20 protein-coding genes are annotated in these 21407 nt (G+C 40.3%); 9 read left to right on the plus strand and 11 right to left on the minus strand.

The window, feature by feature from the left end:
- Positions 1 to 150 precede the first annotated feature (150 nt).
- Positions 151 to 381 carry an excisionase family DNA-binding protein gene (locus ABOA58_RS23755; protein ID WP_048687214.1) on the minus strand — a complete coding sequence of 77 codons (231 nt, stop codon included), beginning with the start codon at positions 379 to 381 and terminating at the stop codon, positions 151 to 153.
- Between the two features lie 249 nt (positions 382 to 630).
- Between ABOA58_RS23755 and ABOA58_RS23760 the strand changes: the two genes are divergently transcribed.
- Together ABOA58_RS23760 and ABOA58_RS23765 are read left to right on the plus strand one after the other, a co-directional pair.
- Positions 631 to 1557 (plus strand): hypothetical protein, encoded by a 927-nt coding sequence (locus tag ABOA58_RS23760; protein WP_350300277.1) that lies wholly within the window; start codon positions 631 to 633, stop codon positions 1555 to 1557.
- A gap of 100 nt (positions 1558 to 1657) precedes the next feature.
- Positions 1658 to 1906, plus strand: coding sequence for a hypothetical protein (locus ABOA58_RS23765; protein ID WP_101225939.1), 249 nt, complete (start codon positions 1658 to 1660; stop codon positions 1904 to 1906).
- 215 nt (positions 1907 to 2121) lie between these two features.
- On the opposite strand, the gene ABOA58_RS23770 is transcribed toward ABOA58_RS23765, so the two are convergent.
- The 6 genes from ABOA58_RS23770 to ABOA58_RS23795 form a co-directional block, all read right to left on the minus strand.
- Entirely contained in the window at positions 2122 to 6792 is a 4671-nt protein-coding gene (locus tag ABOA58_RS23770) for a hypothetical protein (protein ID WP_350300278.1), read from the minus strand.
- A gap of 165 nt (positions 6793 to 6957) precedes the next feature.
- Positions 6958 to 8154 carry an MFS transporter gene (locus ABOA58_RS23775; protein WP_350300279.1) on the minus strand — a complete coding sequence of 399 codons (1197 nt, stop codon included), beginning with the start codon at positions 8152 to 8154 and terminating at the stop codon, positions 6958 to 6960.
- Between the two features lie 138 nt (positions 8155 to 8292).
- On the minus strand, positions 8293 to 9255 hold the full coding sequence (locus ABOA58_RS23780) for a sensor domain-containing diguanylate cyclase (RefSeq protein ID WP_350300280.1): 963 nt from the start codon (positions 9253 to 9255) through the stop codon (positions 8293 to 8295).
- Positions 9256 to 9492: 237 nt separating this feature from the next.
- Positions 9493 to 10287 (minus strand): DUF4097 family beta strand repeat-containing protein, encoded by a 795-nt coding sequence (locus ABOA58_RS23785; protein WP_350300281.1) that lies wholly within the window; start codon positions 10285 to 10287, stop codon positions 9493 to 9495.
- The gene (locus tag ABOA58_RS23790) at positions 10280 to 10834 is read right to left on the minus strand and encodes an HAAS signaling domain-containing protein (protein ID WP_350300282.1); all 555 of its coding nucleotides are present in this window, start codon (positions 10832 to 10834) and stop codon (positions 10280 to 10282) included. The genes ABOA58_RS23785 and ABOA58_RS23790 overlap by 8 nt, the downstream gene beginning before the upstream one ends.
- Positions 10831 to 11151, minus strand: a complete 321-nt coding sequence (locus ABOA58_RS23795) for a PadR family transcriptional regulator (RefSeq protein ID WP_101225495.1) — start codon at positions 11149 to 11151, stop codon at positions 10831 to 10833. Before ABOA58_RS23795 ends, ABOA58_RS23790 begins: the two co-directional genes overlap by 4 nt.
- Before the next feature lie 233 nt (positions 11152 to 11384).
- Here ABOA58_RS23795 and ABOA58_RS23800 point away from each other — a divergent pair, with 233 nt between their 5' ends.
- Positions 11385 to 12443, plus strand: coding sequence for a DUF2157 domain-containing protein (locus tag ABOA58_RS23800; RefSeq protein ID WP_350300283.1), 1059 nt, complete (start codon positions 11385 to 11387; stop codon positions 12441 to 12443).
- Positions 12436 to 12972 carry a GDYXXLXY domain-containing protein gene (locus tag ABOA58_RS23805; RefSeq protein WP_350300284.1) on the plus strand — a complete coding sequence of 179 codons (537 nt, stop codon included), beginning with the start codon at positions 12436 to 12438 and terminating at the stop codon, positions 12970 to 12972. Before ABOA58_RS23800 ends, ABOA58_RS23805 begins: the two co-directional genes overlap by 8 nt.
- A gap of 86 nt (positions 12973 to 13058) precedes the next feature.
- Here the strand turns inward: ABOA58_RS23805 and ABOA58_RS23810 are convergent, their stop codons facing one another.
- The 4 genes from ABOA58_RS23810 to ABOA58_RS23825 form a co-directional block, all read right to left on the minus strand.
- Positions 13059 to 13538, minus strand: coding sequence for a C40 family peptidase (locus ABOA58_RS23810; RefSeq protein WP_350300285.1), 480 nt, complete (start codon positions 13536 to 13538; stop codon positions 13059 to 13061).
- Positions 13539 to 13735: 197 nt separating this feature from the next.
- Positions 13736 to 14008: a phage holin gene (locus tag ABOA58_RS23815; protein WP_350300286.1), complete on the minus strand. Its 273-nt coding sequence runs from the start codon at positions 14006 to 14008 to the stop codon at positions 13736 to 13738.
- Between the two features lie 389 nt (positions 14009 to 14397).
- Complete coding sequence (locus ABOA58_RS23820; protein ID WP_350300287.1) at positions 14398 to 15591, minus strand: LL-diaminopimelate aminotransferase; 1194 nt, start codon at positions 15589 to 15591, stop codon at positions 14398 to 14400.
- Positions 15592 to 15652: 61 nt separating this feature from the next.
- A complete protein-coding gene (locus tag ABOA58_RS23825) occupies positions 15653 to 16540 on the minus strand; it encodes a TIGR01777 family oxidoreductase (RefSeq protein ID WP_350300288.1) in 888 nt (295 codons plus the stop codon).
- 220 nt (positions 16541 to 16760) lie between these two features.
- Between ABOA58_RS23825 and ABOA58_RS23830 the strand changes: the two genes are divergently transcribed.
- The 5 genes from ABOA58_RS23830 (at position 16761) to ABOA58_RS23855 (ending at position 21201) form a co-directional block, all read left to right on the plus strand.
- Entirely contained in the window at positions 16761 to 17018 is a 258-nt protein-coding gene (locus ABOA58_RS23830; protein WP_350300289.1) for a hypothetical protein, read from the plus strand.
- 116 nt (positions 17019 to 17134) lie between these two features.
- Positions 17135 to 17548: a GNAT family N-acetyltransferase gene (locus ABOA58_RS23835; RefSeq protein ID WP_350300290.1), complete on the plus strand. Its 414-nt coding sequence runs from the start codon at positions 17135 to 17137 to the stop codon at positions 17546 to 17548.
- Between the two features lie 270 nt (positions 17549 to 17818).
- On the plus strand, positions 17819 to 18289 hold the full coding sequence (locus tag ABOA58_RS23840) for a DinB family protein (RefSeq protein WP_350300291.1): 471 nt from the start codon (positions 17819 to 17821) through the stop codon (positions 18287 to 18289).
- Positions 18290 to 18785: 496 nt separating this feature from the next.
- Positions 18786 to 19370 carry a YjgB family protein gene (locus ABOA58_RS23850; protein WP_350300292.1) on the plus strand — a complete coding sequence of 195 codons (585 nt, stop codon included), beginning with the start codon at positions 18786 to 18788 and terminating at the stop codon, positions 19368 to 19370.
- 250 nt (positions 19371 to 19620) lie between these two features.
- Positions 19621 to 21201 (plus strand): S-layer protein, encoded by a 1581-nt coding sequence (locus ABOA58_RS23855; protein WP_350300293.1) that lies wholly within the window; start codon positions 19621 to 19623, stop codon positions 21199 to 21201.
- Positions 21202 to 21407 lie beyond the last annotated feature (206 nt).

A 21407-nucleotide genomic window follows, 5' to 3' on the forward strand; every position in this document is an offset into this window, starting at 1 on the left:
GCGGTCCGGGAGCCTCCTCGGCTTGCGCCTGTGGGGTCTCCCCTAGACGCGCTTTTCCCGCAGGAGTCTCGCACCTTCCATTCCAATCAACTTAACTTTAGATAGAACCCCTTTTGTCTACAAACTCAACATCTGCCAAATCGGCAGATGCTAATCTTCATCCTTCACATCGATATCTTCGGGGATAGGTTCGTTATAATAATCCGCTAAATCCTTCTTATATTTCTCCATCTGTTCAAGATGCATATTAAACTGATCTTTAAAAATCAAATGCTGCTCACCATCATGAACGGTGCGAATTTTATTTTGAACGATCAAACTTTCTATATAAGATTCCGGCATCGATAGATATTCCGCAGTCTCTTTTACTGTCAAGTACATGCCTTCACCCCTTTTCCTCTCTAACTATACTAGATATGAGGCATTATTTGAAGCGCTTGATTTTCAACTGAAAACCTCGTACATGCCAAGGAAAGGATGATACCCGATTCAGGGTATTGTCATGCAACCTCACCAGCTTAATCAATTTCCACCAATGGAACATTTTAGATGAAAAAACTTACAATCCCTTCCAAGAACATGTAAGATAATGTTAAAGCAATATATTCATAGATTGAGGAGTGGACAAAAATGACCTTCTTTTATGTCATTCTTGCAGCAATTTTTGCTGTTTTCCTGGTCAAGTTCGTTAAAGGGCTAAGTGAACCGGCTAAATTAGAACGCTATCAAAATGAATTCCGTAAATACCATGGTGAAACTTTAGATCTGCATGCAACGGAAATCGTTTCAGAAGCATTGATAGAAAAGCTTAATAAAGCACTAGATTTCAATTATATGGAAAAGGTCAATACTGAATTCCGCCTGAAGCATCCACGGGACTCGCAGTTAAAGGTCAATCAGGCTTGGCGTGAATTGAAACGCTACTTGATCATGACTGCTGTGTTTGGAAAAGTTGAGATGTTTAATTCAGTCATCGATGAGTTATGGCATATCATGCTGAACTATAGACAGGAATATGATGAGTTTTGCCAGGCTTTCATCGGTAGGACCATTTTGCACCATCCTCATTCAGAACCTGTTTTCAAACCCGAAGAGCGGACTCTTTTTGACTTTTACTATGTACAGCTATTTACGGTGGACTCCCATTCCATTCAAAAATGGGGCAAATTTTTCAAACATGATAAAGGGCTAACGCTTCTCCGAGATTTTGAAACGCTGGAGCTGGAGCAGTTAAAAGAGAAATATATGCGGAAACCGACAAGTATACAAGCGGAACGGACCTTTGAATCCTTCACTTCCCAATTTAAAGAAAATCGCCCCATGACAGAATTGAATTGGCGGAAAACGTACGATCAGACTGACTACGCAGCTCCTGCCTATTTCACTTATGCAAGCACAGATGATTTTGACGGCGAATTTAAAGATATTTTCGGGAATGAACCGAACACAGTTTCCTCCGGATCCGGCCATGCCGATCATGGTGGTCATAACAGTTCCCATGACAGCAGTTCTGATTCCTCTTCCAGCTGTTCTTCATGCAGCTCTTGTTCGTCTTGAGCCTTTCGCTTGGAGAAATCCAAGCGTTTTTTTATACCATTAGATGAACTGGATTGATGAAGCTTAGTTTTTACTCAATATAAAAGGAGTTACAACTGATATGCATGATAATGAGATCCGAAAATTCAGACCAGTTTTTGTCTATGCAAATTTGGAAAACAAGAAAAAATTAGTACAAGGTTTAACTGAAGATCGAGTGAAATTAATTCAAGAATTAAAAAAATATAGAAATGCCCTTTCACCATTTTTAATTAATGTTTTGCAAACTAATATAGATCAGTGGGAAATAGAAATTCATGATTGGGAAGAGGAAATAAAAAAAATAGAAGCAGAGAAAGAGAGCTTTTAAGTGCTTTCGGTTTACAGACAAAAGTGGTTCGGAATTAATAAATTCCGAACCACTTTGAATTATCGTCCAAGGTTAAGGGATTGGGGCTCTGCAAGCCCACTCTCTTAGTCCATTATTAAACATGTGCAATTGAGCTATTTTCTCCAAGTTAAAGGTAAGCATCGCCTTCATCGGAAATTTTCAAGTCAATTGACGCATTCCATTTTCCTTATTCATTAATTCCACCGATTGAACCAATTCTTGATCCTCTGTTTATTTTTCTCAAGAACCTCCTTGGAAGTCCGGTTGTCTTTTTGTTTTTTCCATTCAAAGAAAGATGCAATTCCGATAAGCAGCCCTCCGCCAATGATTAAATACAGCCACCATGGCATCTCACCCCACATCGAATTGGTATTCATATAGACATTGAATAAAATCGTCCCAGTTCCAGCGATGAAATAGGATTTGTATTTCATCATGAATCCAAAGAGCATTGCTGCCAATGACACCGTGCCGATAATGAGGGCATCATATAAGGTGTTTCCTGCCATTGCATCAATGATCAAGGCCAAAAACAAAAGGAAAACAATACCACTTTCGATATATTGTGTGATTTTGCCTTTAACAAGGATTTTCCTCAGCAGAGTGGTGCTGACAATGAACAGCGGCAGAATATTCACCTCCTCCTCAAGTACAGGAGGGATCGTGAGCTGATCGACAATGACCCAATACGGATATAGACTGAACAAAATCGCTGCCGCCAACTGGTATTTCCTTTCCAACATGTCTGTCGTCGTGCTTCTCATCAAAATGAAATAGGCCGGAATCAGAAGTGCCGCGAAGATTTCCAAAATGAAATGTGCCGGTCCCCCCGTCAAAACATCCATGTTCATGGCAAGAAGAAACAGCAGACCATAGACTCTGTAAAAATCCAATTGAAGTCCTTCCCTGCCTTTATCAAGCAAGCCTTTAAAGTATTTCCTGCTTAGCAGTACCATTATGGCCGTACACCCAAAAAGGACTGCCGTTCCAACGAAAGGCTGTAATGTGTCCGCGTACATGATGATGATCCAATACGGATACAAACTGAGAACTCCGGTCAGCCAAACGTAGATGCCCTTTTCTTTTACATCCTTTGTGAAACTTCCAATCAAGATGAAGTAAACCGTGATCAAGAGCGATACAAAAACTTCGAGTAACGGGGTCAATGTTTCAGTTACTGGAAATCCCCGATTCATGGCCAGTAAAAACAGCAAGCCATATATCCTGTATGCATCGATGGTAATGCCTGTTTCTTCCTTTTTGATTAAACCATCGAAATAACGCCGGCTTAAAAGCAGCATCCCTGACATACAGCCGAAAAGGAACATCAATCCCATTACAACCGATAAGCTGTCGGCATAGCCGACAATGATCAGGAAGGGATACAGACTGACTAGTGCAGCAATATTGGAATAGATTTTCCTTTCTTGCTTTTCCGCTGTCAAGCTTCTCAGGAAAATGAAATAAGCGGTTAACAGCAGCGATACAAAGACTTGGAGTAACTGATGCTTAGCATCATTAAAAACCTCTGCATTCATATCGATCAAAAAGAATAAACCATAAATCCTGAAAGGATCAAAGCTGATGATGCCTGATCCGTTTTTCTTGAGTAATCCGCTGGAATACAGCCTGCTTAACAACAACATTCCTGCCATACAGCCAAAAAGAATAGCCAAACTCGTGACGATTGGGAGTGTATGGGCATAATCTATGATATTGATGAATGGGAAAAGGCCGATGATTGCCGCTATTCCCGAGTAAATGATTTTTTCTTTCTTATAGATCGTGAATCTTCCCATCAGGATGAAGTAGCTAGGCAACAGCAGGGAAACAAAAATCCCCAAAATTGCAGAATCTGTATCGCTCATAAACACTTCCAGATTCAAAGTACACAGATATAACAAGCCAAAAATCCGATAATAATCAATGACTCTCTTCGTTCCGTCTTGGTTGAGCAATCCTTTGAAAAGGCGTCTGCTAGCCATGACCATCACAGCCATACATACAAGCAATACGATAATCGCCATAACCAGAGGTAATGTATTTACATACATATTATAGAAGATGTACGCCAGGCCTAGAGGAACCACAACATAGTTTCGCCAATTCCTTAGCATGAGGAGATACCAGGCAAACAAGAGCTGTACAGTCATCACCCCTACCCAGACCAGCTCCCGGTTAAGCGGGAAGTCCCGGATTGCCGTTTCCAAAATGGATATGCTTATCCCTAAATGAATGAATGGAATAAGGTAATACTCCATGATGCCTTTCCAATTCTTATTGGATAACGCCCACAGAATGGTTATGAGTCCTGCTGTAATCATCAAGCATATTGATGTAATGAATACCATTTGCTCCATGTTTACGACAAATAAATGGACCTGCAGGAAAAGGACTGAAAACCCTAGGTACGTAAAAGCATATTTTTCCCATTTTACGTGCGCCCTTAAAGCACTCAAAATATAAATCAACAGTTGTGCAACATATAGTAACGGTGAGCTTTCCGTATGAATAATGAGCAAATATCCAACAGGAATCGCCAGTAAATTGGCAAGGTGACTTGCGTAAAAGAAACACAGTTTCCCATTTTTCGAATATTTCCCAAGCCATTCTCCTAATAGGAAAAAGATAATGGGGCCGAGCAACACGAACGCAATTCTCAACACCATTGAAGCAAAATCAAAAACATCGTAGAGTGAAGCATATAAGCTGGCACTTGTAATCACGACAGGCACCCAGAATATTTGCTTCCTATGGATATGGACGGACCAGCCGTTTATTGCAGTAGCTACGGCAATCACTCCGCTTGCCTCCAAAGGATTCAGTGAATCGAATGGAATCGATATCAAGGAAAGGAAGGAAAGAATCTGTCCGCTATATGCAAAAACAGGAAAGAATTTATGGTATCCCTTTTTAAATGTGTAAGCTGCACCGATGGAAATCAGTGAAACACCCATTAAATAGACGCTGAGCGGGATATTTGACCGAACCCATTCTAAACTCTCCAACAAATATGGATAGAAAGCAACCAAAGCCAGTACGAAAGTGATTGGAAATCCGTATAAGGCATTTTCCTTCATATGCTTTGATTCGTCTTTTATATATGTGATGAAGAAAAGCCCAGAGATCATGGCGAGCGCCGCACTAACTGCAAGCCAATCCATTTCGCTGAATTTAATGGTCAGTATCACTAACATGATCATTGGGGAGATAAGTAAGATACTCTTCTTAAACAGGCTGTACCTTGGGTGACGATTATATAAATATACTCCAAGATATTGAATGACCTGAATAACAAAAATCAGATTTAAGATGGTAGAAAAAGAGACTGGCAATGCAAAGAAAAGATATAGTAACGCTAAGTCGAAAATAACAACAGCCGGGTACGTGAGGCTTGAATTTCTCGAATGAAGGGAAAAATAGGTAAGCTGAGCGGAAACTAACATGAGCGCGACGAATATTTGCGCATAGTTCTCCTCGTACACCATCGCGTTACTATATAAGAAAACGATCCCGCTCCCAATCAAACTGGTGAACATGAAGTTTTTGGAAAGCTTAGTCATTTTGGATTTAGCCAGATATTTCGATAGCATAGTAAAAATGATTGGTACAAGTGCAAATGCAGTGATCATGTACTCACTTAAAAACGAGTTATAAACAAGATGGATATATCCATACGTGAAAACGGCGCTAAAAGCCATTTCATAATATTTTTTTTGGAATTTGACCGAAAAAATTAAAAACAAAACAGAAAAGACCATTAACGTTAGCGAATACAAAAAGTTGCTTGAAAATAACGTCAGGATTACAAAGGTCTCCACGATAATTTTAAACTGGATAAATTGAAAAATGAATGGTTTAAATAACGTTAATGCTTTTTGATTTTTCAACTGCTCAATATTCCATAATATTATTAAATTAAGAACGCCAATCGTCAAAAACATCCACTCGATAGTCGGCGTCACAAAAGCCAATCCGAAATAGCAGGTAATGCCAAACGTGAATATTGAAATGAAAATGAATATTTTCGACTTGAAGTAGTCAGCAATCTTACAATAAATGGCTAAGCAGAGTAATCCCCCAAGAAATCCCAGAAGCCCCCGCCCCCCACCATTAAGTGAAAGGTACTCTCCAAAAATCCGATAATATGAAGCTGATAAAATCGTAATCGGAATGAATAAACCCGCTAGCGTCAGGAATGCAAAAGAGGTCTGTTTAATTTTCAGCTTCGAAGCGATGAAGGCCATCCCTGCAAAAATGACGGATATCATTCCAATGAAGAGAACTTTCAGGACCGCATTCAGATCCCCCCATGAAGTGGTTGCTAAAATCAACCCGCCAAACAGAAGCAATATGACCCCAGTGAGCAGGATGACAGAAATATTCCGTTCCCTGATTTGCTCAGGTGTTTTCTTCGGCTTTGCCGGTTTTACCGGTTTCTCCCGTTTGATGGCCTGCTGTTGAATAACCGGTTTCCTATCAGTGATTTCCTTGACAGGTTCAAGGCTTTCCTCGAAAACGGATTCAATAGGAGCATACCCGGCCTTCTCATCTTTCATTTTCGATTCGTTCAATCCACTGGATTCCCGTAATTGCAATGAAGATTCTTCAATCAGGCTATCCTGAACCCTCTTATCGGCACTTTCGCCGATTATCGTTTCAGTTCCATGGGTGGATTTCTTCTTTTCTTGCTCTAAGCGCTTTTGTTTATGGAGGGCTAATTGGAAATGCCGATTGTATGCCCTGCTAATCCGGATATATTCTGATTTAGGGATGAGCCGCCTTTCCCATAAAACATCCAGCTCTTCTTGGAAAATACGCTTCCTTCTTTCTAATGTCATTTCTTCGTTTGAAGAATCATTCATTCCAAGCTTCCCCTTCCTTCAAATAGACCTTCTATCATCTTATGTATATTCTCTTTTCGATAATAACAAACTTTTTCCATTTTTAAAATATTTAGGATAATGCACCAAGGGTGTTCCTGCTGACTCAAAAAAAAGAATGACTTCCATAGAAGCCATCCAACGTCACTATATTGATTTTACTTTATCCTCGCTCCTGATAATGCATAAATAAACGATCATTGAAATGAAAATCGAGGCGGCTGCCGTGATATAGATGCTCCTATAGCCGAAGAGGAAGCCTATCTGCCCGAACACGATGGCTCCTATGCCCACTCCAAGATCGAAAAATGAAAAGTATGTGGCATTCGCCATCGCCTTCCGATTAGGTGCCGTCTTTTCAATCGACCATGCCTGCAGCGCAGGCTGGACAGAACCGAATCCAAATCCATAAAGCACTGCCGCAATGTAAAGGACCGCTTCACTCGGCATCCATGCAAGCAGGAGCATCCCAGCCATGATGAGTACTGTTGAAGGCACGAATATGGCTCGATGTCCCCTTCGGTCATATAATCGACCCGCGAATAATCTCGTGACCATGAGGGCCATTGCATATACTAAAAAGTACCACTGAATTCCATCTACTCCTTTTTCCGCTGTATACAGGGGAAGGAAGGTTGCAATTCCACCGAATGTAACGGAAATGAAGAAAATGAGCAATGATGGCTGAAGGGCACTCTTTTCATATATATCAAACCTTTTTGCTCTGACAGCCGCGGAAGGATCACTTTCCACTTTTTGATACCGAATAAGTGATGCTGTAACGATGGCAAACAATCCTAATAATGAACAGATCAAAAACAACTCTTGAAACGGAAGGACCGTAACTAGAAAAAGACCCAATGATGGCCCGAATGCCAATGCTAAGTTACCCGATAATCCGTAATACCCCATCCCCTCACCACGCCGTTTCGCAGGGATTATATCGGAAGCAATCGTTCCTGAAGCCGTTGAAGAAAATCCCCAGCCGACGCCCTGTACAATCCGCATCATGAATAACAAGCCGATGCTCCCCATAAAACCGAAGGAACCCACTGACAATGCAAAAATGGCTAAACCGGCAAGAAAAACCATGCGCCTTCCCTTCGTCTCCAATAATCTGCCGGCAATTGGCCGAACGAGCAAGGCCGAAAAAGTGAAGATTCCAAGGACAGCCCCCACCAGACGATCGTCACCGCCAAGCTGTTCTACAAACAGCGGGAGGGTCGGCATCGTCATTTGAAAACCCATGAAGATGCACATATTTGCCAAACAGATCATGATGAAATCACGTGTCCAGATTTTATCAGTCCCTCTTACCCGTTCATCCACTAAGGTTTCCCTCATATCCCTTCACCTTCTAATTATAATAGTCATTGCCAGTTTACTAAAATTGGTTAAAATAAGCGAATGATTTATTTCGTGTACCTAAATATATATATATAAATAAAAGCCCAGTATGACACTGGGCTCCCCCTATATCTTTCATCTACCCGCCCTAATGAGTTTCTGTTCTTTTCTTCGCCGTTTATCTTGAAACATTTTTTGATCCGCTTCCATGAATAAACTATCCATATTTCCTTTTGAATGCGAACGGTAAGCATGCCCGAATGACATACTGATGTGAGGGCCTTTTTTTAGGGAGTTTTGCAAAAGGGTTTCTTCCTTTAATAATTCACAAAGAGATTCAACTTCTCTCTTGCTTCTATCAATCAGCAGAATGGCAAACTCATCTCCTCCCACTCTCGCTAAAACAGCGATGTCCGAGAAAATCCGTTTCAATAGATTGGCCGCTTCTTTAATCAATTCATCCCCTTTCTTATGGCCATACGTATCATTCATATATTTCAGCTCATCTAAATCACACAGAATCATGGCAACCGGAGTATCAAAATCCAGATTGGATTTGGCAAATATATGATCAAAAAACTGTCGATTATGGATATTCGTTAATGGGTCATGGGACATTTGATACTCAATATCCTGTATGAATCTCACTCTTTCATCGATATTGCGAATGATTCCTTGAACGGCTACCAATTGCTCTTTTTCATATATAGGTGTAGCATATTCCTCGAACCACAAAAAATCCCCCTCGATATTTCTCCAGCGTTGAATGACCGGCTTAGTATAATCAATCCCACCATATATCTTTTCATTCAGGATTTCAAAGTCATCAGGATGAATCCTTCCGAAAGGGGAGGAAGGGTCATTGTATGCTTCTTCCAAGACGCCTTGACCTAAAAGTGTATTGATGGATGGACTTAGGTACCTAAACTCGGAACTTGGGTTTGTTTCGTAGCAGTAGATAATATCCTGAGAACTTTCCACTATATTAAAAACCTTTTTTTGCACTTCGAATCCTTTCTTCTGATAGTCCTTTTCCCTTTTCTTGCGAGTGAAGATCGTACGTTTAAATATATCCAATGACAATTTATTGAATTTCATTCCACAGCCCCCATACTTTTGAAGTCATTTTCATTAAAATCTTTAGATTTGATGGCGGACTTACACACATTACTTTTAACATAATTATCCTTTATTTATTATAATTCCAAAACATCTAAAAGGAAAAACTTTATATGTTTTTCCTTTTCTCCTTAAGTAAAGGGGACAGCTTCTAGCAATGGCCGCATAATTGAAAAAAACCGATTCCAATTGGATCGGCTTTTTCATGCTTCACGACTATTTCGTTATCTCGATTTTCCCATTATTAGTTTCCAATTTCACTAGATTTTCACCTTTGCCAATGACAGTATCTCCCTCATACTTACCAAGGATATCCACTCTCCCATTGTCAACATGAACATCGAAAGTTGTATTTGTCGGTTCCTTCTCCGTTTTGATCATGATTTTACCATTATTACTTTCGAAGTCGATCTCCCTATCCAAGTCTTTCGTGACCAATGTGATTTTACCGTTATTCGATGACCCAACCAGTTTTCCCTCCACATTATTAAGCTCTACTTTTCCATTAGCAGATTTCACTTCAACTTTTTCGGTTATTATATCATTTAATTCTACCCGGCCATTTTGAGATTTCACTTTTAGATTTTCGCTTTTCAATCCTGATATTTGCAATTTTCCATTATCGGATTCGGCGACAAAGGATTTATAAGATTCATCAGGCACATACACCTTTAAATGTAAGGATTGAATATGAAAACCAAAGCTAAAGGTACGTCGATCTTTTAATTGTACCGAAAGCTTCTTCCCTTCCACATCTGCAGTGAAATCCAACTTGGAAACATCCATCCCTTTTGAAACCAACTCTATCCTGGTCTCCTTATCCTTCGTTGGAACGATCTCTACAGCTGCATTGTCAGTGTCGATCTGAATGTCCGTTACGATTTCCGATATCGTTTTTTCCTCTGTAGTCGTTTCCTTATTCGTCACTTGGGAAAACGTAAACAGACTTCCTATTACTCCGATCAATAACAATACAAGTGCAAAGATCGATAATTTTTTTACATTAATCATTTTTCAAACCGCCTTTCACAAGAGAAGCGTTAAATTTTAAATAGCGAACGAACCCTTTAGTTAAAGCACTAGTAGCGACAAACATTCCCATGGCAATGAAAATGCCAATCCCACATAGTCCCAATGCGAAGAAAAGATCGAATAATTGAAAGTTACCTATCGCAAGGTTAAAAAGAACGCCAAACGGAGCTAGAATGAACGCTATCGCCGAAGCCCATCCTGCAATGACAACTCCGATCAATGCTATAAATGGCCCCAAAACGATCACTAAATTAAAGAATCCCAAACCAATGACTGCCCAAACTGCCCGCATTACATTACCTGCAGAAGTCGTTTGTTCGACCTGACCAAGACGATAGGATGCCATCAGTTCCTTGGAAATCTGTTTAGGATTCCCAAGCGATTTGGAGATTTCCTGCTCTGACTTTCCTTCTTCCTTTCCAATTTCGAAGTACTCTTCGTAATCTTGAAGGATATCTTCCCGTTCCTCTAAGGAAAGTCTGGTTAAAGAAGCATTCAATTGTTTTAAAAATTGTTCTTTATTCATTGGTTCACACCTTCCTTAATTAATTGATTGACCCCATTGGAAAATTCATTCCATTCCGTCAACAACTCTTGAAGGTATCTCCGGCCTTTGTCGGTTAATGTATAATACTTGCGCGGAGGCCCTTCTGTTGATTCTTGTAAATATGTCGTAAAATACTCTTCCTTCGTCAATCGTCGTAAAAGTGGATATACCGATCCTTCCGATATTTCAATTTGATCCGATATCTTCTGTACAAGTTCATACCCATAGCGATCCTGCTTATCCAATAAGACCAGGACACATAGTTCCAGGACACCTTTCTTAAATTGCACATTCATAGCACCAACACTCCTTCCAAGAGTTCTTTAGTATAGTTCAATAAACAGTACTGAACACCGAACAATACATCATATGTAAATAATTTACCACATGGTACTGTTCATTGCAAGGTACTATAAATATTTTTTTGGTCTTACATGCATTCCAATAAGGGTAGAAGAAAATTAACATTATATTCAAAGCTGCAAGAGAATACGATGTATAATAGTAAAATGTGGAAGGAGGAGTTACTTTGGCCAACAAAGAAATAACAAAAAAGCAATTCGAGTTTCTTGAACATGAATTTAATTACCTTGAAAAGGAAGGAGTCATCTCCCAGCAAGAGAAAGTGAGGATGTTAGATTCCTATGACGTAAAAGGTAATTTGAGCTTCATCACTATTCTATTATCCATTGGCGCACTTCTTTTAGGTTTGGGCGTATTGACCTTCGTAGCCAGTAACTGGATCTATTTAAGTAAAGCGGTTAAATTCCTGCTTATCATTGCATGCCTCAGCGGAGTGAACTTTGCTGGCGTGAAGGTGCAGGTACGCTTTCCCAAAACGTCACGAAGTCTGCATTATGCAGGTATTCTGATCTTTGGTGCAGGGATTTTTTTAATCGAGCAGATGTTTAATATCAGCATCAATTTCAATAGTTCCTTTTTATTATGGGCGATCGGTACGGTATTCATTGGATATTATTTGAAGGATGTCTTCGTTCTCCTTTTTACATCTTTCCTGCTTTTCATTTATATTAACGGAAGTATATTCGTTGATGAAACGTCTTATCCGCTTGCCATTCTTGTATTTCTACCAGCTTTATACATTATGTTAAAGAAATTCGATTACCCTAAATATCTGACCTTTTTCATTAACGCTTTAGCCATCAATACAATTGCCTTATTTCTTATGGAATTCGTGCCTAAGCTGGAGTTTGAAAATTCGAATACGATTGTCCTTTCCATTTTGTTTGTACTGGGAATCGTACTTGCCTATATTCCGGTAAGAGCCAAATTACAAGACATCACCCACATACAAGGGCATATCTTACATGGTATAACCGCACTCTTCCTTACCTTTGATTTTTCAATCTGGTTCCCTTTAGCTTATTTCGTTTTCCTGCTTTACCTCATTCTAAAAGGCAGTTTGACAAGTATCGTGATAATATGTGCACTGATTTTCAGATATTACATCTACTCCTTTGACTTCCTGCCAAAATCGCTTACATTCATCATCGGTGGAATCATGCTTATCGGTTTTGGCTTCTTCTTTGAAAATCAACGAAAAAAAGGAGGGAAGCTCAATGAATAATCCGTTATTCCGGCCACTTATCGTATTTTCCATTCCAGTCTTGATTCTGTTAGTCTTGGCGATTCCTCCGGTCTGGACAACAATGACAGGAGATGTAATCAAGATCAAAACAGCCCCGGTCGACCCGACTGATTTGTTTAGGGGAAGCTATGTGGCTTTGAAATACGAAATTGAATCCGTTAAGCCATCACAAGTCGATGACTCGATTAAAACCGAATTCCATACAAGAAATATGGGTGATTTTAAAAAGGTATATGTACGTTTAAAACAAAATAAGGATGGACTATACGTTGTCGATTACGTAACGAAAGAAAAACCCGGCAAAGGCGTTTACCTAAAAGGGGAATTGGAAATCCCATATGACCTGCAAAATGCTGAAACCATTCAAATCAGATACGGTCTGGACAATTATTTCGCATCCGAAGAAAAGGCAAAGGAAATGGAGAAGGAAGCATTGGCCAATCCTTCAGTCGCCGTCGTAAAGGTTCGTAATGGGAATGTTGTTTTAACGGATATCATCATTAAATGAATGAACCCGGAAATGACTAGCAAAAAGAGCATCGGTTTTTCGATGCTCTTTTTATTGCTGGACTTTTTTCATATGAATATCAGATGTTACTTAATGACACGTTTTGCCCCTATATATTTTTCTTTCCAATACTTATCACTCATTTTGACCACCTTGACCCCTTTGGTGGTGGTACCGATAAATGTACCATTTCCATAATAGATTCCTACAAAAGAGACCTGCCCTTTCTTACCTGTCGCATAGAAGACCAAATCGCCCGCTTTTAAATCTTTTTGCTTAACGGCCTTTCCCGTTTTATACTGGTCCGCACTCGTTCTTGGAATCTTCATTTCTGTGGCGGCATTTTTATATACATACTGGGTTAGACCGCTAGCATCAAACCCTTTAGGGGTCGTCCCCCCATATTTATATTTGCTTCCCACCTGCTTCTTTGCCAAAGCGGCAACTTCATCGCCATAATTGATAGAGGCTGAAGCATTAGCCGGACTGAATATGAATGCCGTCAATAATGCTCCGATCAAAACTATGGCTGCAAGCCATTTTGAAACTGGTAAACTATAACTCATCCTTTTTCCTCCCTAAACTGAAAATGAACCACAATTTTAAATGTATGCTTCATTTCGGTTTTCAGACCAAAATCATTTTTAATTGGTGCGATCATCATTTTTGCAAAAAAACAAATAACCAGATAACGCCGTTGTGTAGCAAGTTACGGTGTTATCTGGTATATTCTACTCTTCAATAGATGAAAGAATAGTGCCCATTACTTAGGCTCCTCGTATTGTCGTGCATTCTCACTATCGCTTAGACCTTTAGTGGTATGATCGACCACACCGCCGACCCCAAAGAATGTAAGCGCTATGAAGTTAATGATGCCTAAAGCCCCGTTCAATGCATCATCAGTAATTGTAAAGCCTATAGGGGTAATGAAATTGTTTATGAACGCGGCAACCATCTGCGCCAATAATAAAAGCCCAGGAAGGAGTACCGTGAATATAAACGTCGGATTCTTAAGACGCACTTTCCAGTTGATCATTGCTTTTCCCCCTCTCTATCATATTAAGTCCGAAAATGGATGCGGACTTGCTATATATTATGCGGCTTGTCCTTTTTACGTTCGGAAATTCCATAAATCTCTCTAGTTTCCGATTACATAAAAAAAAGCCCATCGGTGGATGGACCTTCTCTCAAACTTCAAAGTAGTTTTTAAAAACACTAGAGAGCGCCTCACTTTAACAAGTAAGCAACAACTTCCTCAAGCTCTATATACTCCTTTGTGTGCCAGTTGATTCCTTCCTTTACTAAATAAGCTTCTGCCTCTAAAGGAAGTCACCGTCCGCAAATCTTTTCTCTCAATCTCCCCCGGAATGGATACTGCCAGCCAAAACCGTTTATACTGCTGAGCCAATTTATAACCTGAATATATTAAATGCTATATTTTTCACACTCCATTTTTTCCTGCAAAAACATTCTGATCCGCTCAGCAGCTTCTGTCAATCTCTCGACCGGCTGGACCAAGGCAATCCGGACATACCCTTCACCCTGCTTCCCAAAAGCATCGCCTGGAACGACCGTCACCCCTGCTTTTTCAATCAATGCATAAGCAAAATCCCACGATTCCCAGCCAGCAGGAATTTGGGCCCAAATAAACATGGTGGCTGAGGATTTCGGCACATGCCAGCCACCTCTCGCAAGACCTGATATCAAGGCATCACGTCGGGACTCGTATTCCTTAACTTGTTCGGAAAGCAGCGAAAGATTGGAAGTTAGCGCCATCTCGGCAGCTTTTTGGATAGGATAAAAAACCCCATAATCGATGTGTGATTTCAACGTTCCCAGGATGTTCAGCACCTCTCTATTGCCCACCGCATATCCAATGCGGCAGCCGGCCATGTTAAAAGTTTTGGAAAGTGAGTTAAACTCAATCCCCACTTCCTTGGCACCAGGAATGGCCATAAAACTAATTTGCGGATGATCATCAAAAATCAATTCGGAATAAGCAAAATCGTGAACCACCATGATCTCGTTCTTTTTCGCAAACGATATGACTTCCGAAAAGAAAGCTTCATCAGCAAGGGCGGTGACAGGATTTCCTGGATAACTGATGATCATCATTTTAGTCTTTTTCACTATTTCATCCGGAATTCCGTTGAGCTGCGGCAGGAATCCATTTTCGGCAGTAAGCGGCATCGGATAAATGATTCCGCCGGCAAGCTCTACACTCGCTTCATAAATTGGATATCCCGGATCTGGCACCAGCACATAATCTCCAGGGTTTATCATCGCCGTTGCCAAGTGTGCAAGCCCATCCTGCGATCCCATCAGTTGGAGGACTTCCCTTTCTGCATCCAGCTCCACTCCATAACGCTTCCGATAAAAATAACGGACTGCCTCATGGAATTCAGGCGTACCTTTTAACGTATACCCATAGGAACTGGGATCCTGCGCATACTTCACAAGCGTATCCACTACGAAATCAGGCGGTGGTAAATCCGGACTTCCTACACTCAAATCGATAACATCCAGCCCACGTTTCATTGCATCCTGCTTGCGTTTCGCCAACTCTGAAAATATCCCTGTTGTGAATCTTCCGACTTTTTCAGATGGAGTCATATTCATTCTACAATTCCCCTCCATTAATGATTTCTATCTATCATTATAGCAATCAATCTCGAGTATTTTAAGAATTCATCAATATCTGTTCCAGAGCCTCATCAAGATGAGGGAATTTAAATGCATACCCCGCCTTTTCCAATCTCTCAGGTATGACCCACCGGCTTTTTAATATCAATTCCGTTTCGGTACCCATAAAGAAAGCCCCCATTTCAAGCATGGGTCTTGGACAGGGCAGTCCCATCCTAATATTCATGAGCTTTCTCAAATGAGCCATCCATTCACGATTTGTAACTGGATGCGGCGATGAACAATTGAATACCCCGCTCAACTGATTCTTTCTTAGAAAAAGGACAATGTTAAATAAATCTTCTATATGTATCCAACTGAATTTCTGATTTCCTGATCCTTGATGACCTCCCAGTCCGAATTTAACCAAATTCCTATATGGGGTCATCACTCCCCCATCTCCCAATACAATGGCGATCCGTAAAGCGATTTGTCTCGTCCTGGGTAATCGGAAATTGAAAAATGAGCGCTCCCACGCTTTCGCAACATCTACGGAAAAGCCTGAACCGATTACACCATCCCCCTCTGTCATTGGTTTATCCTCAGCATGCCTGTATATCGTTGCAGTACTTGAGTTTATCCATAATGATGGAGGATTTTCACATTGTTCAATCGCCTTACCTATCACTCCAGTCGTATCGGTTCGTGAATCCAATATTTCTTTCTTATTCTTGGCATTGTAGCGGCAATTGACCGTTTTTCCTGCTAGGTTGATTAACATATCCGAATTATCGATCGTTTCCCTTATTCCTTCTATATCTTCCCAGCCAGTATGCGGGGTTTGCCTGGAGATGATCCTTACCTCATATCCCAAATTCCTGAAATGCTTTTCAAAGTATTGACCGACAAAACCAGTCCCGCCAGCTAAAACCACTTTCTTCAGCATATAACCAACCCGCTTTCTTTTATGAGTGAATAGGTCCAACGATAACCAGTTCGGCCCTTTTTGTGAATTACTTCACAATTATACCATATTATTACATACGTTGGTATCACCAATACATAACGTATACGTGTGCAACAAATGGTGAACTTGTCCAAGCAAAAACGAATATTACACATAAATTAGTAATGTGGAAAATTTATAAAGCAAAGGGATGATTACAGTGTCAAAAAAACTAAGAAAAACTGGTGGATTCAATAATGGTGGATCCAATAATGGTGGATCCAATAATGGTGGATCCAATAATGGTGGATCCAATAATGGTGGATCCAATAATGGCGGTTCAGGTAATGGCAATTCCGAAAATGGAAATAGCAGATGCAGGTCTGCCTTGAAAAGAATCTTAAAAGATTTATTAAACAATAATAGAGGTAATTCAATCAAGGAACCTATTTCTATCAAGAAAATCAGAAGGGATTAAGAGATTCCTTTTTGAGATTAGCATGGAAACCCTTTGGAATCTTTTAAAGGGTTTCCATATTAATAAACAATAATATGATCTCCGCATTTTGGTTTAATAGAGAAAAAGGAGAAGTTATGATGTATTTTCGAGACTGGAAACCTAAAAAAGATATCAACAAATTAACGGATATTACGGTAAGTAATTTTCGGGTTTCGTCTGATACAGTGCATGAAATTTTGCAAAAGTCACATAAGGTACTTGTGATTTGTACTGATAAAGGTAAAGTAGTGGGATTTCTTTGTTATAATCTTTATTTATATAAAGTCGCTCATGTTAATTATGTAGTCCTTGACAAGAAATATAGAGGAAAGGGAATTCTACAATCCCTTTTACCGAAATTAGTAGCTCATGCAAGAGAAATAGGGATCCTTGCAGTGTCCGGTTTGGTAAACAAAAATAACCCTGAAGCATTGCAAAAATTTAAAGACTTTGGCTTTAGACCAATTTTAACTTATCAAGATGACATTCTAATTCAATCCTTTATATAACAAGGGCCTCTGCGTAATTAAGAAGATAGATTGTGAAAACATGTATTAAATATGAATCATGTGTTCCTCCATACAAAACTAGGGATGAAATAGCCTGTAAATTCTACACGAATTCATGGGCATTTCCCCTGTACTCTCATAATTAGGAATACGCAATAAATTCACTACCTAAAATAGTTAATCGAATTTTCTATTTTTTCAAATGAATCCCATTATTTTCTCCTTCCATTCGTGTATAGTGAATGTATACCTGCAAAAAGGGGGATCTTTATGAAATCGATAGAACTTATCATCTTGAATCTGGAAGAGGTTAGAAGAAGAAACATTAAACTATGGACTTCAATACCTAAAGGCTCACTGCATTGGAAGCCAGACGACAAGGCAATGAGCTGTTTAGAAATGGTTAGACATGTCCTTGATAGTGAGCATTACTATCATTTATCAATTAAAAATCAAGGCAGCTTACCCGTTTATGAATCACCATTTGAAAAACAGCCTCTTATCTCTGTCGAAGCCGAATTAAACTATGCGGAACCTTACAGGCGTGATTTTTTGGACACAATCCTATCCTTCAGCGAGGACGACTTATCCACTATTAAAATTGATCGCTCCGATATTGGGTATATCAGGGATTTAGGAGATATGTTGCTAAGGATCGCTTATCATGAGTCTGTACATACTGGTCAATTATTGGACTACTTAAGAACTGCTGGAGTTCCTAGAATTAGCGTTTGGGATTAACTGCATCATTTTCAAAGGGTGTTTCATCAAGGTGAAGCACCCATACTGTAGGCAAACTCGATGAAAATCGAGTTTGCCTACAGTTTTTTTATTGTTGTACAATTTGGACGTTGATTTCCGCTCCAGGCACGCGCTTTTCCCGCAGGAGTCTCGCACACCCGCTCTAATTAACTTATTTTTTAATTTTAGAACCCTTTTGCCTATAGTCTTTATTGTTTTAAAATTGAAATGATTACTTTAAATCAACTGGTGCCGCAGACCGCAAAAGTTTTGTATTGGGAACGATTTTAACATTTGGAAATACACATGACAGTCAAACCTTAGAGCCACTTGTTGAACAAGTGATTGAGAAAGTTGGAAAACCGGAAGCCGTTGCCGCAGATGCTGCTTAAATTTCCCCTGATGCTCCACGATAATCAAACAATCCAATTGATCACCAAGAAAAAGTTTCATGCAAGAAAATTGTGGAAAAGTAATGATATAGGAGGGATAAGAAATGTTATCAAAAAAACCGGCGGCCAGAATGGTCAGCGCCGTTATTCTAACCGGTTCACTTTTAGGAGCAGGTGCATCGTTTCCAACAGAACCGGTTGGGGCTGCATCTACAATGGATTCGGCTTCTGGCATAGCTAAGGAACACGCTCTTACCACCTTACATGAAATCTACAACAAAGCTTTTTCAGGGGAAATGCCTTATACTGCCGTGGGTTTGAAAATTAATGAAAACACCCAAAAAGAAGTATATGATGCATTTGGTCCTCCCCCTGAGCCAGGTAACCCAGATGAAGCTTTTGACTATTACCATGCAGAAATGGGGCATCCAGGATTTGCATTTGCCTATAACGATGACAAAACCATCTCACAAATCCGATATTTTGGGACAAATGTAGAACGGGACCATAACCTAGGAAGCATCACCCCTAAAGTTTTAGGAAAACAACTCGGCAGTGCTGACGAAATACGCCACATTTCCAGTACGAATGAAATAAACTACATTTACAAGACCGGAATTTATGAACTGCAATTCATTGTTGGTGAAGATCAAACTGTAGATCATATCAATCTACTCGAAGCTAAATAATATGTACGGCAAAATGGTTGTCGAAGGTTGCAGAGAATGCAAATTATCTCTGCAACCTTTTTTTGTTTCAAGCCCCTCCCCCTTCTTTCCTCTTCAACTTCAAAGCCGTGTCACTGCCAAAATCAGATAATGGAAGCAAAAGGTTCATTTCATTTACATAAACCATACTCCCCCCAAACGGATTCTTAATATTTTTACAATAAAATTAGCTTGTTCAAAATTATTTCAATATATGGAGGGTGTCAGTAAAATGATTAATAAGTTCAGGGCTTTCACAGTATCGGTTCTAAGCATAGCCATCCTCTTTCAGGGTCTTCCAGCCGCGGTTGCTGCAAATGATTCAGCAAACAATCAGGCAAATCCGGGAGGCAGATGGATGAAGGGGGAATATCATGCCCATACCACTCAGTCCGATGATGCCGAGGGATCACAGAGCCTTGAGAGCTTGCTAAATAACGCATTTGATAAGTATGGTATGGATTGGATGGGAATTTCCGACCACTTGAGGATGTCTTCAAGGGATGCTGAGGGAAATTTGATTCCAGGCGGGCCGATACCGCTATCTCAGGGAATCATACAATATCAAGCCCCAAAAATGGAGCAACTGCAAAAAGAGGGCAAATTTAAAAATAAAGTCATCTTTTCAGGCTTCGAATGGGATATGCCCACATACGAGCATGTCGGCATAGGAATTCTGGGAGACCAGCCGGGCTCACCGAAAAGTCTGAAAGCTGGCAATCAGTTCGAATATCTGTTCACCAACCAGGATGAAAAGATGTTTGATCCTGATGATGTAGCCGTCTGGAAAGCACAGGATCAAAGGGCCAATAAGACATCCGAGGATGCGCGAACAGCATTGGCATGGCTCGAGAAAAATTATAAGAATACAAGTTATGCCATATTGAACCACCCATCAAGAAAAAGGGTGTACAACATATCTGATTTTCGCGACTTCAACAATATAGCCCCGGATGTCATGTTCGGATTTGAAGGTATGCCAGGTAACCAGATGGAGCCGGATAGAGGCGGTTTAAATCTGACAACACCGGAAAACCGGACCTACGGCGGTTCCGATTACATGCTCGCTAAGGTAGGAGGTGCATGGGATGCGCTTCTTGGGGAAGGTCGTAAGTTCTGGAACTTTTCCAATTCGGACTCCCATTTTGAAATCAGTGAAAACCGCCTATACTCAAGCGGCTACTGGCCAGGTGAATATTCCAAGAATTATACATGGGTAAATGGTTCATCGATGCAATCCGTCCTTGATGGCATGCGATCAGGGAAATCCTTCTCTGTTTTTGGTGACTTGATCGACGCCCTTGATTTCCAAGCTAAAAACGGAAACAACAAGGCAGATATGGGCGGGGATCTTAAAGTGAAGGAAGGACAGATGGTCAAGATCACCATCCGATTTAAGAGCCCCCAAAAGAACAATAACGGGGACCCGGTCAAGGTGGATCACGTGGATCTGATTTCCGGGGAAGTAACCGGGAAAGCAGATCCTGGAACATCTGCTTATAATAAAGCCACCAATGATACGACAAAAGTGGTTAAACGCTTTACAAGTAAAGACTGGAAAACCGATCGCGATGGTTTTCATACCATCACTTACAAAGTCAAAGCAAATAAGGATCAATATTTCCGTTTGCGCGGCACGAATCTAGGGGAAAATGTCTCTGGAGAAACGATGGACGGTGAACCGCTGATCGATGCAAAGACTGAAATCGAGGATAACGAAACACGCTTTTCAGAAATAAACAAACGTAACTATAAAGACCTTTGGTTCTATTCGAACCCTATCTTCGTCAGTGTAGAGGATAAAAATCATTAAAACGTTAAGTTAAAAAGAATCCTGAAATAGTTCTGGACAGTCCAAAAAGCCCCTCTCCACTTAGCTAATAGTTGACGTGGATAAGGGGTTTTTTGTCTCCTTAGAATGGATATCGGTTCAGTTCCTTCCCTGGATGACGATACACCTTTCTTTTAGTTTTATTTTCACTTCAATGCGTGAAAAACCGTATAATTCACCAAGTTTCA

This window comes from Peribacillus frigoritolerans, assembly GCF_040250305.1.
In the GTDB taxonomy this organism is placed as follows: Bacteria; Bacillota; Bacilli; order Bacillales; family DSM-1321; genus Peribacillus.